Origin of the sequence: Arthrobacter sp. zg-Y769 (assembly GCF_020907405.1) — a bacterium.
Taxonomy (GTDB): Bacteria; Actinomycetota; Actinomycetes; order Actinomycetales; family Micrococcaceae; genus Arthrobacter_B.
Map to the genome: position 1 here is coordinate 285,729 of NZ_JAJJOE010000003.1, position 13,699 is coordinate 299,427.

A 13,699-nucleotide genomic window follows, 5' to 3' on the forward strand; every position below is an offset into this window, starting at 1 on the left:
GGCCCGGTGCAAGCGCCCGCGGCTATAGGATTGGTGAGGTTCTCAACGCAATGAAGCGGGTCCGGGTACTGGAGTTGGTAACGCATAAAGCAGGAGACAGTTTGGAAATCGAGTTCGCCAAATCGGCCCAGTCAACACTGGGAGTCGAGTGGGAACTGGCCCTCGTGGACGGCACCACCGGAGATCTGGTCTCCGTGGCGGATGAAGTGCTGCGCGGTGTGAACGTCAATGACCCCGCGCTGCGGGAAGACGAAGAGCATCCGCACATCAAGCAGGAGCTGCTGGAGAACACCGTTGAACTGGTGACCGGGATCTGCAGTACGGTGGCGGAGGCCAAGGCCGATCTTGCCCGCTCCCTCGCGGCAGTACGGCGGGTGACCGACCCCATGGGTGTGGAACTGTTCTGTGCCGGGTCCCACCCGTTCAGCACCCCTCGCTCGCAGCCGGTCACGGACAAGGAACGCTACGCCAAGCTGATCGACCGGACCCAGTGGTGGGGCCAGCAGATGCTCATTTACGGCGTCCACGTGCACGTGGGCCTGGACAGCCGGGACAAGGTGCTGCCCGTCCTGGACGGCCTGGTGAACTACTTCCCGCACTTCCAGGCACTGTCCGCCTCCTCCCCGTTCTGGTCCGGCGATGACACGGGCTATGCCTCCCAGCGGGCCCTGATGTTCCAGCAGCTGCCCACCGCGGGGCTGCCGTTCCAGTTCTCCTCCTGGAGCGAGTACGAGTCCTACGTCGCGGACATGTTCACTACCGGAGTCATCGATTCCATCAGTGAAATCCGCTGGGACATCCGGCCTGTTCCGGGCCTGGGCACCATCGAAATGCGGGTCTGCGACGGGCTGGCGGATATCCGGGACGTGGGAGCCATCGCTGCCCTCACGCAGTGCCTGGTGCACGAGTTCTCCTCGATTATCGACGCCGGCGGCAGCATTCCGACGATGCCGCCGTGGCACGTCCAGGAAAACAAGTGGCGTGCTGCCCGGTACGGTCTCGAAGCCATCGTGATCCTCGACGCCGAGGGTAACGAGAAGCTGGTCACCGACCACCTGCTTGAGGATGTCCTCCCCCGGCTGGCACCGATTGCCGCCGAGCTGGGCTGCAGCGCCGAACTGGAAGACGTCCGGACCATCATTGAGCGCGGCGCCGGCTACCAGCAGCAGCGCCGGGTCGCGGCGGAAAACGGCGGTGACCTGCGCGCCGTCGTCTTCGACGGTATCCGCCAGCTGCGCGGCGCCTAAGCACCGTTTCCTGCGCAAGGAAGGGCCCCGGCGGTATTCCGCCGGGGCCCTTCTTCGTTGCGGCAGGTGCTAGGCCCGGGCCGCTGCCACGTGGATGCTGGTGACCGGCAGTGACGGGTCCGTGCCGAAGCCGATACCCGAGGGCTCGCCGCCGGCCATGACCACCTGCGCGCCCAGCGCCGCCACCATGGCACCGTTGTCCGTGCACAGGGAAATCGGCGGCACCCGCAGCTTGATGCCCGCCGCAGAGCACCGCTCCTCCGTCAGGGCCCGCAGCCGCGAGTTCGCGGCCACTCCCCCGCCCAGGAGCAGGTTGGTAATGCCGTGCTCCGTGCAGGCCAGCACCGCCTTGGCGGTAATCACGTCCACCACGGCTTCCTGGAAGGACGCGGCAATGTCTGCCACGGGCAGCTCGCGGCCTGCTGCCTCGTACTGCTCCACGCAGCGGGCCACGGCCGTCTTGAGGCCGGAGAAGGACCAGTCGTAGCGGTGCGGCCCCGGCGCTTCGGCGGTGCCCATGTACTTGGGCTGGGTCAGTCCGCGCGGGAAGCGGATGGCCTTCGGGTTGCCGTCCCGCGCCAGTCGGTCGATGGCCGGTCCGCCGGGGTAGCCGAGCCCGAGGATCCGGGCCACCTTGTCATAGGCCTCGCCCGCGGCGTCGTCAATGGTGGAGCCGAGCAGTTCCACGTCGCTCGTGAGGTCCGCGACGCGCAGGATCTCGGTGTGTCCGCCGGAGACCAGCAGTGCGCCGAGGTTTTCCGGCAGCGCGCCGCCGTCGAGGACGCCAACGCCCACGTGCGCCACCAGGTGGTTGATCGCGTAAAGCGGTTTTCCGGTGGCCAGCGCGAGGGCCTTGGCGGCGCTGACCCCCACCATCAGCGCCCCGGACAGCCCGGGACCGGAGGTAACGGCAATCGCGTCCAGTTCCGCGAGGCTCACGCCCGCTTCGGACAGGGCCGCCTGCAGTGCCGGGACCATCGCGTCGAGGTGCGCGCGGGAGGCGATTTCGGGGATGACACCGCCGAACCGGACGTGTTCCTCCATGGAGGAGGACACCGTGTTGGTGAGCAGCTCGGTCCCCCGGACAATGCCGATCCCGGTCTCGTCGCAGGAGGATTCGATGCCGAGCACCAGGGGGTCGGTGCGGTTCATTTACTGTCCTTCGTTTCTGTTGCAGTCCCGGCCGCCGCCGGAGCGCCGGACCACCCGGCCAGGGCCAGCCGCATGATCAGGGCGGAGGCGCCGTCGCGGTAATAGCGGGGCCGGACATGGATCTGTTCAAAGCCGAACCAGCGGTACAGGCGCTGGGCACGGGGGTTGTCGTCGCGGACTTCCAGGAGCACGTCCTCGGCCCCGCGCTGCTTTGCCTCGTCAATCAGGGTGGTGAGCAGCCGCGAGCCGATGCCCCCGCCTTCGCTTTCGGGCACGACGGCGATGGTCTGGACATCCGCGATCGGCAGCACGCACATCAGCCCGGCATAGCCGATCACTGTTCCGGCCGGGTCCACCGCCACGTAGTAGGACCGCGTGGAGGCCTGGGCCAGCTCGTCATGGAACATCTGCAGCGGCCAGGCGTCAACGGGAAACAGCCGCCGTTCCAAAGCGTCGACGGCGGGAATGTCTTCGGTGCCCATGCGCCGGATGTGCACGGCCTCCGGGGCGGTCACAGGGCACGCTTCCGGGGGCCGGGAACCTTGGCATCGGAGTCGCGCAGGTACAGCGGCGTGCTGGGCAGCAGCGGCAGCCCGCGAACCAGGCGTACGACGGCGGTGCGCCCCAGCGCCGCGGCGGTCGGCTGCGCCTGGGCGAAACCCTCCACGGCGTGCAGGGCCTCCGGGTACAGGCCGGCGCCGGCGCCGTAGACAGGCAGGGCGGGAACCGCGCCGGGATCGGTCACGTGCGGGCCGTCCAGCAGTTCGGGGGTGCCGCCGGTGCTGCGGTAGGCGGCCCAGTAGACCTCTTTGCGGCGGGCGTCGGTGGCAACGGCGAACTCGTCAATGCCCAGGCGCCAGGCATCCAGGGCGGCATCGACGGCGATCGCGTCGAGGCTCATCACCCCGTGCAGCGGCTTGTCCCAGGCAAAGGCAAGGGTCCTGGCGGTGGCGATTCCGGCACGCAGCCCGGTGAAGGGTCCGGGACCCACCCCTACAACCAGGGCGTCCAGGTCCGGTCCGGCCACCCCGGCGTCGGCCAGCAGGCCGGCGATTGCGGGGGCGAGGACTTCCGCGTGGGAGCGGGTGTCTTCGCTGGCGAAGGACGCCAGAACCTCTGACTCCCCGTTGAGCAGTGCCGCACTGGCTATGGCGGAGGTATCAATGGAGAGAATCAGCACGGTTCCTATTCTACGGCGCTGTCCCCGGGGCGCTTTCCGGGGACTTTCCCGGCCGTTTTCCGGTGACCTTCGCGCGGAGGTTCAGCGCAGGTCGGGCGCCTGCTGCCAGCGCGGGCCGTAGCCGGCCAGCCGGATGGTGCGTTCCTCGTCGGTGTCTTCGGTGGAGAAGTCAGTGGAGAAGCCGGTGGACGGCGCTGCCCCGGCTTCCGCTTCGCCGTCCGCCTGGGACGGGGTTCCGGGACCGCCGCCGACTGCACGGATCAGGGTGATTTCCAGCCGGCTGTCGGAGAGGTGCTCCACCAGCCCCCGGCCCCACTCGACCACGGTGACGGCGCGGTCCATGGAAGCCTCGAGGTCAATGTCGTCGATTTCCCCCTCGGAACCCAGCCGGTAGGCGTCCACATGGATGAGGTCCGGTCCGGTGCCGAGGTTCGGATGCTCGCGGACCAGGACGAAGGTGGGCGAGATGATGCCGGGCCGCACTCCAAGCCCGGCGCCGAGCCCCTGGGTGAAGGTGGTTTTACCGGCACCCAGTTCGCCGGTCAGCAGCAGGAGGTCCCCGCGGCGCAGGATGCCTCCGAGGCGTTCGGCGAGCGCCTGCGTCTCTTCGGCGCCGGCGGTTCGAAATTCCGCTTCCCAGGCAGGTGCTGATGTCACTGGGCCCGTACCGCCTGTTCCTGCCCGGCTTCGGCCGCCGGCGCAGGGGCGGGCGCTCCGGGGGCAGCTTCCAGGGCGATGGGCGGGGCCTCTGCGGGCGCGTCCCCGGCCGCCGCCGTGTCGACGTACACCCGCTGGACGCGGCCGCTGATCCGGCTGATGATCTCGTAGTTGATGCTCCCGGCTGCCGCCGCCCAGTCGTCGACGCTGGGCTGGCCCTCGCCGCCGAAGAGCACGACTTCGCGGCCCTCGAAGGAATCCGGGGTGCCGGCAATGCCGGTCCGGTGCAGGTCAATCACCATCTGGTCCATGGCGACGCGCCCCACCACCGGATACGTTTGGCCGTCCACCTGGACGGGTCCGCCGGTGGCGACGCGGGGGATCCCGTCGGCGTACCCCAACGGAATCAGTGCCAGCGTGGTCGGTTCCTTGGTGCGGTAGTGCAGCCCGTAGGAGACTCCCTGGCCGGCCGGCACTTCCTTGCACGCAGCGATGGTGCTTCTCAGGCTCATGGCCGGGCGCAGGCCCAGCTCCGCGGAGCTCTGCCCTGCGAACGGCGACAGCCCGTACATGCCCAGCCCGATCCGGACCAGGTCGAAGTGCGCATCGGGGCGGGACAACGCACCCGGCGTATTGGCGATATGCCGTACCTCGCGGTCCACGCCGGCGTCTTCGGCCACGGCGACGGCGTCGCGGAACTTCCGCAGCTGCTCATCGGTTTCGGGCCGGTGCGGTTCGTCCGCGACGGCGAAGTGGGAGAAGATCCCGACCACCCGGAGCAGGCCCTCTTCCTGATAGGCCAGCGCACGGCCCACGAAGGCTTCCCAGAGGTCCTCGGGGCAGCCGTTCCGCCCCAGCCCCGTGTCGATCTTCAAATGTACCCGCGCCGGTATCTCCAGGTCCCGTGCCGCCGCGACCACGGCGTCCAGGTCCCACCCGGAAACCCCGAGATCCACATTGGCGCGGATGGCCTCACCGAATTCCGCGTCCCGGGTGTGCAGCCAGGCGAGCACGGGTTCGGTGATGCCCGCCTTCCGCAGCGCCAGTGCTTCGCTGATGTGCGCCACGCCCAGCCAGGCCGCACCGGCCTCAACAGCGGCACGTGCAGTCTCCACCGCACCGTGTCCGTACCCATCCGCCTTGACTACTGCCATAACGCGGGCGGGACTGACTACATGGGACAGATGGCGGACATTGTGCCGGATGGCGGCCAGGTCGATAACGGCGGCTCGCTCGGCCCGGGGCCGCGGTTCAGGGAAGTTCACGTCTCCATTCTTTCATTCCCGCCCGCGTCCAGGGTCCGGTACATGATGTGCAGGCCGGTCAGGCCCTCGACGGGATGCCGGAAGGCATCGGGCACGGTGGCGAGGATGGAGAAGCCGAGGGACTGCCACAGCCCCACCGCCCGCGTGTTGGTTTCCACCACGGCGTTGAACTGCATGGACCGGTAGCCGCGGCGGGCGGCCTCGGCCAGCACATATTTCCCCAGGGACCGCGCCACGCCTTGGCCGCTGAACTCGGCGGCGGTCATAAAGGACGCGTTGGCTACGTGGCTGCCGTTGCCGGACTTGTTGGGATGCAGCTGTGCGGTGCCGGCAACCCTGCCGTCCTTCTCGGCCACGAACACCACCGCAGGGGCGGGCTCCAGCCACAGCTGCCGGGCCTGCTCCGCGGTGGTTCCGGTGTCCCAGCAGTAGGTTTCGCCCGCGCGCACTATGGGTTCCATCAGGTTCCAGATGGCCGGCCAGTCCCCGGGACGGGCCGGCCGGATGGTCAGTGCAGCCATTTACGCGTCGAGGGCTGCTGCCCACAGGTTGATCTTGGAATCGACCGCGTATTCGTCGATCCGGCTGAGCTCGTCCGCGGAGAACTCCAGGTTGTGTACGGCTGCCAGCGAGTCTTCCAGCTGCTTCACGCTTGAGGCGCCGATCAGGGCCGAGGTGATGGACGCGCTGTCGGGCCGGCTGCGCAGTACCCAGGCGATGGCCATCTGGGCCAGGCTCTGGCCGCGTGATTTGGCAATACTGTTGAGGCCCCGCACCCGTTCCAGGTTCTCCTCCGAGAGCTGGGACTGGTCCAGGGACTTTCCGGCAGCCGCACGGGAGTCCTCCGGCACGCCGTTGAGGTATTTGTTGGTGAGCAGGCCCTGCGCCAGGGGCGAGAAGGCAATGGAACCTGCACCTACTTGGTCCAGGGCTGCGAACAGGTCCGGCTGGCCGTCTTCCACCCAGCGGTTCAGCATGGAGTAGGAGGGCTGGTGGATGAGCAGCGGGGTGCCCATTTCCCGAAGGATCCGCGCCGCTTCAATAGTCTTTTCGGGCGAGTAGGAGGAGATGCCTGCGTACAGTGCCCGGCCCGAACGCACTGCCGTGTCCAACGCGCCCATGGTTTCCTCCAGCGGGGTTTCAGGGTCCGGGCGGTGGCTGTAGAAGATGTCCACGTAATCCAGGCCCATGCGTTCCAGTGACTGGTCCAGTGAGGAAAGCAGGTACTTGCGGGATCCCCAGTTTCCGTAGGGGCCGGGCCACATGTCGTAACCGGCCTTGCTGGAGATCACCAGCTCGTCGCGGTACGGACGGAAGTCGTCCCGGAAGTGCCGGCCGAAGTTGGTTTCGGCGGAGCCGTAGGGCGGGCCGTAGTTATTCGCCAGGTCGAAGTGGGTGACGCCGAGGTCGAAGGCCCGCCGCAGGATGGCGCGCTGGGTTTCAAAGGGCTTGTCGTCGCCAAAGTTGTGCCACAGTCCCAGCGAGACCGCCGGGAGCTGGAGTCCGCTCTGTCCAACGCGTCGGTAGGGCATGGATTCGTATCGGTTGTCCGCAGCAACATAAGTCATGGGCACCATACTGCCACTGTGTCCCGTTTACCGCTGAACACCTTCGGCAATATCCAGCAGGCCGAGCTCGTTCCTGCGCGGCAGGCTCTCCCAGTCACCCGGACCCATGCCCGCCCGCAGGGCAGTCATCCGTTCCGGGGGCTGGAGTCCGGCATGGTGGACCGGCTGTTTGACCTGCCGGCCGTCTTTCCTGCCCCGGTGGCGGGGAACCCGGGCATCCGCACCGCCGTCGCCGCTTCCGCCGCGGAGCTGCTCGGCTCCGGAGAGCCACGCACCTTAAACGGTCCGGCCGGGGCAGTTGGATAACCGCCCCGGCCGGACCTTCAGCTTCGGTGCCCTAGCCGGCCAGGATGGCCGCGCCGTACGCGGGCAGCTGCACGGCATCGCCGTAGAGCTCAACCGGCGCGGTTTCCAGGAGGACCTCCGCCTGCCTGCCGAACGGAAGCGGCACCTCGCGCGGGGTGTCGGCAAAGTTCAGCGCCACCGCCGTCGAACCACGCTGCATCACCAGCCAGCGGCCCACCTCGTCATACTCCACCCGGACGTTGCGCAGGTCCGGGTCCATCAGGTCGGGGGTCTCCCCGCGCAGCGCCAGGAGCCTGCGGTACAGGTCCAGCAGCCTGCCGTGATCCCCCTCTTCCACCTCGGACCAGTCCAGCTTCGAGTTGGTGAAGGTCGTCAGGTCCTGGGGGTTGGGAACCGTGGCCGGATCCCAGCCCATCCGCTCGAATTCCTTCAGCCGGCCCTCGGCCGTGGCCTTCCCCAGCTCGGGTTCGGGATGGGACGTGAAGAACTGCCAGGGTGTGGAAGCCCCGAATTCCTCGCCCATAAAGAGCATGGGGGTGAACGGCGAGGCCAGGCTAAGCACCGCGCCGAGGGCAAGCTGCTCGTACCCCAGCGTCGCGCTCAACCGGTCGCCGGCTGCCCGGTTGCCGATCTGGTCATGGTTCTGGATGGCAGTGACCAACTGGCGGGCGGTCACTACCTCCTTGTCCAGCGGACGTCCGTGACCGCGTTCCCGGAAGGAGGAGAACGTTCCGTTGTGGAAGAACCCTTCCTGCAGCACCTTCGCGAGGGCTTCGATCGAATCGAAGTCCTCGTAGTAGCCGCCGTTTTCACCGGTGAGGTTAGTGTGGGCGGCATGGTGGAAGTCGTCGGACCACTGGCCGGCGAGGCCGTAGCCGTTGACGTTCCGCGGGGTGATGAGCCGGGGGTTGTTCAAGTCCGACTCCGCGATGAGGAACAGCGGCTTGCCCAGGTCTTCGGCACATTTGTCCGTCGCGGCAGCCATCTCCTCGAGGATGTGCACTGCGCGTTCGTCGTGCAGGGCGTGCACGGCATCCAGGCGCAGTCCGTCCACGTGGTAGTCGCGGAACCACATCAGGACGTTGTCCACGATGTATTCGCGGACAACGTCGGAGAGCGGCCCGTCCAGGTTGACCGAGTCCCCCCAGGTGTTCGACTTTCCCTCGGTGAGGTAGGGGCCGAACATGGGGAGATAGTTGCCGCTGGGGCCCAGGTGGTTGTACACGACGTCCTGGATGACGCCGAGGCCGGCCTGGTGGGCGGCGTCCACGAACCGCTGGTAGGCTTCGGGCCCGCCGTAGGTTTCCTGCACGGCGTACCAGAGCACGCCGTCATAACCCCAGTTGTGGGTTCCGTTGAACGCGTTGACCGGCAGCAGTTCGACAAAGCGGACACCCAGGTCCACCAGGTAGTCCAGTCGGCCGATCGCTGCGTCCAGGGTTCCCTCGGGGGTGAAGGTGCCTACGTGCATTTCGTAGATCGCGCCGCCGTCGAGCCCCGGGGAAACCCAGTCGGCGTCGTGCCACTGGTACAGATCCGGGTCAAAGGTGCGCGAAAGTGCGTGCACGCCCTCGGGCTGCCGGCGGGACCGGGGGTCCGGCACCGGGGTCTCGGCGCCGTCAATGAGGTAGCCGTAGTCAATGTCCTCGGTGAGTTCGGCGTGCTGGGCGTGCCACCAGCCGTTCTCGCCGCGGGTCATCGACAGGTGCCGGCCGTCGGCCAGCAGCGTCACGGTGCCGGCCTTGGGCGCCCACACCTCGAAGTTGGTCCTCATTTGCCGTCCTCCCGAACAAGCAGCGCCACCGGATAGGTGCCGAACAGGTCTGCAGCTGCCAGCCGGCCGCTGCTTTCGTGCGTTTTTCCGGTAATCACGTCGCGGTAGGTGCCCGCGGCCAGGACGACGGCGGTGTCCTGCCATCCGCCCCGGCGCTGGAGCCCCAGCGGGAGACGGGTCACCAGGGTTACGGCGCCGCCGCGGTCGAACCCGAAGAGGTTCTCGGCAGCAGATCCCTCCACCGCCACGGGGACGTACCCCGTGAACAGCTCGGGCCGGCCGTGCTTGAGCTGCAGCGCACGGGTGGTGACCAGCAGCTTCACTGCGGCGTCCTCGTCCAGTGCGGGGGCACCGGCGTCGGCGAACGACGCCGCGACCTCGCGGCGGCGGGCAAAGTCCACCTGGCGGCGGTTGTCCGGGTCCACCAGCGAGCGGTCCCAGAATTCCGTGCCCTGGTAGACATCGGGCACGCCGGGCATGGTCAGCTGCAGGAGCTTGGCGGAGAGCGAATTGCTGTACCCCGCTTCGCGGATCCGCTCGACCAGCGCAGTGATCACCGCATTGACGTCCGGATTATCGAATGCCGCATCAATGGCTGCATGCATCCGCTCCTCGAATTCCGCATTGGGAGCGGTCCAGGTGGTGCTGCTGGCCGCTTCCCGCGAAGCCTTCTCGGCGTAGGCATGCGCACGTTCGCGGCTCAGCGGCCACGCGCCGACAAAGGTCTGCCAGAGCAGGTTCGCCATCGGCCCGTCATTCATCGGTGCCAGGGCATCGAGGCGGGTGAACGCTTCGCTCCACTCCTCCGGGATTTCCGCGAGTACGGAGATCCGGGCGCGGGTGTCCTCGCTGCGCTTGGTGTCATGCGTCGTCAGGGCCGTCATGGCCGCCGGCTGTTCCAGCTGCCGGCGGAGCAGGCGCGCATGCATCTCAAACGGTGCAACGGAGAAGTGCGCAGGGTCAGCGCCCACCTCGTTCAGTGACGTCAGGCGGGAGTAACGGTAGAACGCCGTGTCCTCAACGCCCTTGGCCATCACCATGCCGGAGGTCTGCTGGAAACGCACGGCCAGCTCACCCAGGGTGGACAGGGAAACGTCGGTTTCTCCGTCCGTCAGCGGGTTGAGCAGCGGGTGCAGGATATCCAGTGCAGCCGCAAGATCCGGACGGTGGACCTTCGCCGCAATCACGGCGTCGGTCAGGTACCCTGCGCCTTCGGGCAGGTAGCTGCGGTAGACCGGGAAGCAGGCCAGCAGTTCCGCAGTCGCGTCCGCCGCCGTTTCCGGGTCCAGTCCGCTGTCCGCCGGGAGCAGGCGCACGAGGCGCTGCACCTCGGACTGCAGCAGGTTATCCGCAATGACCCGCTTGGTGCCGTGGATCATCTCTGCGTACGGTTCCATGGGCACCAGTGCGGTCAGGGTTTCACTGCCCGCCGGGTCCACGAACAGCCGGTCGATATCGGCCAGCGCGTCATAGCCCGTGGTGCCTTCGGTCTCCCAGTCCGCGGCGAGCTTTTCGCCCGGTTCCAGGATCTTTTCCACCAGGATGTACGCGCCGCCGGTGATCTCGCGCAGCCGGGCCAGGTAGCCCTTGGGATCGGCCAGGCCGTCCGGATGGTCGATGCGCAGGCCGTCCACGAGGCCTTCGTCGAACCAGCGCCGGATTTCGGCATGCGCCTCGTCGAAGACCCAGGGCTCTTCCACGCGGATGCCGGCCAGGGTGTTGACCCCGAAGAACCGGCGGTAGTTCAGCTCGTTGTCCGCCCGGCGCCAGTTCACCAGCTCGTAGGACTGGCGGGCGTGCACGTCCTGCGCGCTGTCGCCTTCCGCTGCGGTTCCTTCGGCCACCGGGAAACGGTGGTCGTAGTAGTGCAGTTCGTTGCCGGCCAGCTTGAGCTGGTCCAGTTCGTTGTCGCCGTCGCCCAGGACGGGCAGCCGCACCTTGCCGTTCCCGGCGTCCCAGTCAATGTCGAAGGCTTCGGCGTACCGGGAGCTGCGGCCTTCCGCCAGGACGGACCACCACCACTTGTTCCGGTACGGCGTGGCGATACCCATGTGGTTGGGCACAATGTCCACCAGCACCCCGAGGCCTGCCGCGTGAGCGGCGTCGGAGAGTGCCTTCAGCCCTTCCGGGCCGCCGCGGGTGGGATCGACCGTTGAGGGGTCGGTGACGTCATACCCGTGGTCGGAGCCCTCTTCGGCCGTGAGGATGGGCGAGAGGTAGACCCAGTCCACGCCAAGGTCGGCCAGGTACGGAACCAGCTCCGCGGCGTCGAACAGGGTAAAGGACGGGCGGATCTGCAGACGGTACGTGGAGAGGGGTGTCCTCATACTGCCGCCTCGGTGTTCTGGGCCGCCAGGGCTGCGAGGGACGCGGCCACGGAGTGGTCGTGCTCCTCTTCCTCTTCGTGCGCCCGCAGGACCACCATGGACTTGGCAGCCACGGTCAGCTGGCTGTCCGCGGCAACCGGCTCCGAATCGGCGTATTCGCCGGCGGTGTCGATGACGGTGTCCCACATGGGTGCGTATTCCTTGGCCGGAAGGGTGATCTTCACGGCTTCGTCATGGGCGTTGAAGTAGAGCAGGAAGTTCAGGTCGGTGATCCGCTGTCCGCGTGCATCCTTGCCCGAGATTCCCTGGCCGTTGAGGAACACGCCGAGGGAACGGCTGACCGGGGTGTCCCAGTCATCCGGGGACATGGTGGAGCCGTCCTCGTTCAGCCAGACGATGTCCGGCAGCGCCTCGCCCTCGCCGCGCCGCACGGGGCGGCCGTCGAAGAACCGGCGCCGGCGGAACGTGGGGTGCTCGGCACGCAGGGTGTTGACCGCTGCGGTGAACTCCATCAGCGGCGCATCCATCGTCTCCCAGTTGATCCAGCTCAGCTCGGAGTCCTGCGCATAGGTGTTGTTGTTGCCCTGCTGGGTCCGGCCCAGCTCGTCGCCGTGGGCGATCATCGGCACGCCCTGGGAAAGGAGCAGGGTGGCGAGGAAGTTGCGCTGCTGCCGGGCACGCAGGGACAGGACCCCGGGATCATCCGTGGGGCCCTCCACACCGCAGTTCCAGGAGCGGTTGTGGGACTCGCCGTCGTTGTTGTCCTCGCCGTTGGCGTCGTTGTGCTTCTCGTTGTAGGACACCAGGTCCTGCAGCGTGAAGCCGTCGTGGGCGGTGACGAAGTTGATGGACGCCACCGGACGTCGGGCGGAAGACTCGTACAGGTCGGCCGAGCCGGTGATGCGGGAGGCGAACTCGCCCAGCGTGGAGGGCTCTCCGCGCCAGAAGTCGCGGACCGTGTCGCGGTACTTGCCGTTCCACTCGGTCCACTGGGGCGGGAAGTTGCCCACCTGGTAGCCGCCGGGGCCAACGTCCCACGGCTCGGCGATCAGCTTGACCTGGGACACTACCGGGTCCTGCTGCACGAGTTCGAAGAAGGCGGAGAGGCGGTCCACGTCGTAGAACTCGCGGGCCAGCGTCGAGGCCAGGTCGAAGCGGAAACCGTCCACGTGCATTTCCGTGACCCAGTAGCGCAGCGAGTCCATCAGCAGCTGCAGGGAGTGCGGGTTGCCGACATTGAGGGAGTTACCCGTGCCGGTGTAGTCCATGTAGTACTTCTTGTCGTCCTCCACCAGCCGGTAGTAGGACGCATTGTCGATGCCGCGGAAGGACAGGGTCGGGCCCATGTGGTTGCCCTCGGCCGTGTGGTTGTAGACCACGTCCAGGATCACTTCGATGCCGGCGAGGTGCAGCGCGCGCACCATGGCCTTGAATTCCTGCACCTGCTGGCCCTGGTCGCCGGTGGCGCTGTAGGTGTTGTGCGGGGCGAAGAAGCCAATGGTGTTGTAGCCCCAGTAGTTCGACAGCCCCTTTTCCTGCAGGGTCGAGTCGTTGACGAACTGGTGCACCGGCATCAGTTCGATGGCGGTGATCCCCAGCTTCTGCAGGTGCGCGATCACGGAGGGGTGGGCGACGCCGGCGTAGGTGCCGCGCTGGTCCTCGGGTACGTCGGGGTGCATCTCGGTCAGGCCCTTGACGTGGGCCTCGTAGATCACAGACTGGTGGTACGGAACCTTCGGCTTGCGGTCGCCGTCCCAGTCGAAGAACGGGTTGATGACGACGCCCATCATCATGTGCGGGGCGGAGTCCTCGTCGTTACGCGAATGCTCGTCGCCGAAGTTATAGCCGAACAGTGCCTGGTCCCAGTCGATCTGCCCGGCAACAGCCTTGGCGTAGGGATCCAGCAGCAGCTTGTTCGGGTTGCACCGGTTGCCGTTCTCCGGATCATTCGGTCCGTCCACGCGGTAACCGTACTTCTGTCCCGGCATGACCTGCGGCAGGTAGCAGTGCCAGACATACCCGTCGACCTCGGTCAGCCGAACCTGGTGCTCGGTGCCGTCCTCATCGAACAGGCACAGGATTACGGAATCCGCCACCTCGCTGTAGAGAGCGAAGTTGGTGCCGTTTCCGTCGTAGGTTGCGCCCAGCGGATAGGCATCTCCCGGCCAAACTTCCATGTAGTGCTCCTGACTAGTTCCCTGACAACACGTAATTGATATGTCT

12 protein-coding genes are annotated in these 13,699 nt (G+C 67.2%); 2 read left to right on the forward strand and 10 right to left on the reverse strand.

The features are described 5' to 3' along the window. Window positions 1–101 precede the first annotated feature (101 nt). Complete coding sequence (locus tag LOC60_RS01640) at window positions 102–1,247, forward strand: glutamate--cysteine ligase (RefSeq protein WP_230021081.1); 1,146 nt, start codon at window positions 102–104, stop codon at window positions 1,245–1,247. A 69-nt stretch (window positions 1,248–1,316) separates the two neighbouring features. Here LOC60_RS01640 and tsaD read toward each other — a convergent pair whose 3' ends face one another. The 7 genes from tsaD to mgrA form a co-directional block, all read right to left on the reverse strand. Then, complete coding sequence (tsaD, locus tag LOC60_RS01645; protein WP_230021083.1) at window positions 1,317–2,399, reverse strand: tRNA (adenosine(37)-N6)-threonylcarbamoyltransferase complex transferase subunit TsaD; 1,083 nt, start codon at window positions 2,397–2,399, stop codon at window positions 1,317–1,319. Further along, window positions 2,396–2,881, reverse strand: a complete 486-nt coding sequence (rimI, locus tag LOC60_RS01650) for a ribosomal protein S18-alanine N-acetyltransferase (RefSeq protein ID WP_230021356.1) — start codon at window positions 2,879–2,881, stop codon at window positions 2,396–2,398. Before rimI ends, tsaD begins: the two co-directional genes overlap by 4 nt. Before the next feature lie 29 nt (window positions 2,882–2,910). After that, window positions 2,911–3,579 carry a tRNA (adenosine(37)-N6)-threonylcarbamoyltransferase complex dimerization subunit type 1 TsaB gene (gene tsaB / locus LOC60_RS01655; protein WP_230021085.1) on the reverse strand — a complete coding sequence of 223 codons (669 nt, stop codon included), beginning with the start codon at window positions 3,577–3,579 and terminating at the stop codon, window positions 2,911–2,913. An 81-nt stretch (window positions 3,580–3,660) separates the two neighbouring features. Then, on the reverse strand, window positions 3,661–4,236 hold the full coding sequence (tsaE, locus tag LOC60_RS01660) for a tRNA (adenosine(37)-N6)-threonylcarbamoyltransferase complex ATPase subunit type 1 TsaE (RefSeq protein WP_230021087.1): 576 nt from the start codon (window positions 4,234–4,236) through the stop codon (window positions 3,661–3,663). Beyond that, entirely contained in the window at window positions 4,233–5,501 is a 1,269-nt protein-coding gene (alr, locus tag LOC60_RS01665; protein WP_230021088.1) for an alanine racemase, read from the reverse strand. The genes tsaE and alr overlap by 4 nt, the downstream gene beginning before the upstream one ends. Next, complete coding sequence (locus LOC60_RS01670; protein ID WP_230021089.1) at window positions 5,498–6,022, reverse strand: GNAT family N-acetyltransferase; 525 nt, start codon at window positions 6,020–6,022, stop codon at window positions 5,498–5,500. The genes alr and LOC60_RS01670 overlap by 4 nt, the downstream gene beginning before the upstream one ends. Beyond that, a complete protein-coding gene (mgrA, locus tag LOC60_RS01675) occupies window positions 6,023–7,069 on the reverse strand; it encodes an L-glyceraldehyde 3-phosphate reductase (RefSeq protein ID WP_230021091.1) in 1,047 nt (348 codons plus the stop codon). An 18-nt stretch (window positions 7,070–7,087) separates the two neighbouring features. Between mgrA and LOC60_RS01680 the strand changes: the two genes are divergently transcribed. Further along, on the forward strand, window positions 7,088–7,375 hold the full coding sequence (locus tag LOC60_RS01680) for a hypothetical protein (protein ID WP_230021092.1): 288 nt from the start codon (window positions 7,088–7,090) through the stop codon (window positions 7,373–7,375). 31 nt (window positions 7,376–7,406) lie between these two features. Here the strand turns inward: LOC60_RS01680 and treZ are convergent, their stop codons facing one another. Genes treZ through glgX form a run of 3 tightly spaced genes read right to left on the reverse strand, consistent with a single transcriptional unit; the run spans window position 7,407 to window position 13,653 of the window. Then, on the reverse strand, window positions 7,407–9,149 hold the full coding sequence (gene treZ / locus LOC60_RS01685; protein WP_230021093.1) for a malto-oligosyltrehalose trehalohydrolase: 1,743 nt from the start codon (window positions 9,147–9,149) through the stop codon (window positions 7,407–7,409). After that, a complete protein-coding gene (gene treY, locus LOC60_RS01690) occupies window positions 9,146–11,476 on the reverse strand; it encodes a malto-oligosyltrehalose synthase (protein ID WP_230021094.1) in 2,331 nt (776 codons plus the stop codon). Before treY ends, treZ begins: the two co-directional genes overlap by 4 nt. Then, on the reverse strand, window positions 11,473–13,653 hold the full coding sequence (gene glgX / locus LOC60_RS01695) for a glycogen debranching protein GlgX (RefSeq protein ID WP_230021095.1): 2,181 nt from the start codon (window positions 13,651–13,653) through the stop codon (window positions 11,473–11,475). Before glgX ends, treY begins: the two co-directional genes overlap by 4 nt. Between the last annotated feature and the right edge of the window lie 46 nt (window positions 13,654–13,699).

Coding starts and splice junctions, on each gene's coding strand:
- tsaD (WP_230021083.1), bottom strand. CDS start 2,399: ATGAACCGCACCGACCCCCTGGTGCTCGGCATCGAATCCTCCTGCGAC.
- rimI (WP_230021356.1), bottom strand. CDS start 2,881: ATGGGCACCGAAGACATTCCCGCCGTCGACGCTTTGGAACGGCGGCTG.
- LOC60_RS01670 (WP_230021089.1), bottom strand. CDS start 6,022: ATGGCTGCACTGACCATCCGGCCGGCCCGTCCCGGGGACTGGCCGGCC.
- mgrA (WP_230021091.1), bottom strand. CDS start 7,069: ATGACTTATGTTGCTGCGGACAACCGATACGAATCCATGCCCTACCGA.
- treZ (WP_230021093.1), bottom strand. CDS start 9,149: ATGAGGACCAACTTCGAGGTGTGGGCGCCCAAGGCCGGCACCGTGACG.
- treY (WP_230021094.1), bottom strand. CDS start 11,476: ATGAGGACACCCCTCTCCACGTACCGTCTGCAGATCCGCCCGTCCTTT.
- glgX (WP_230021095.1), bottom strand. CDS start 13,653: ATGGAAGTTTGGCCGGGAGATGCCTATCCGCTGGGCGCAACCTACGAC.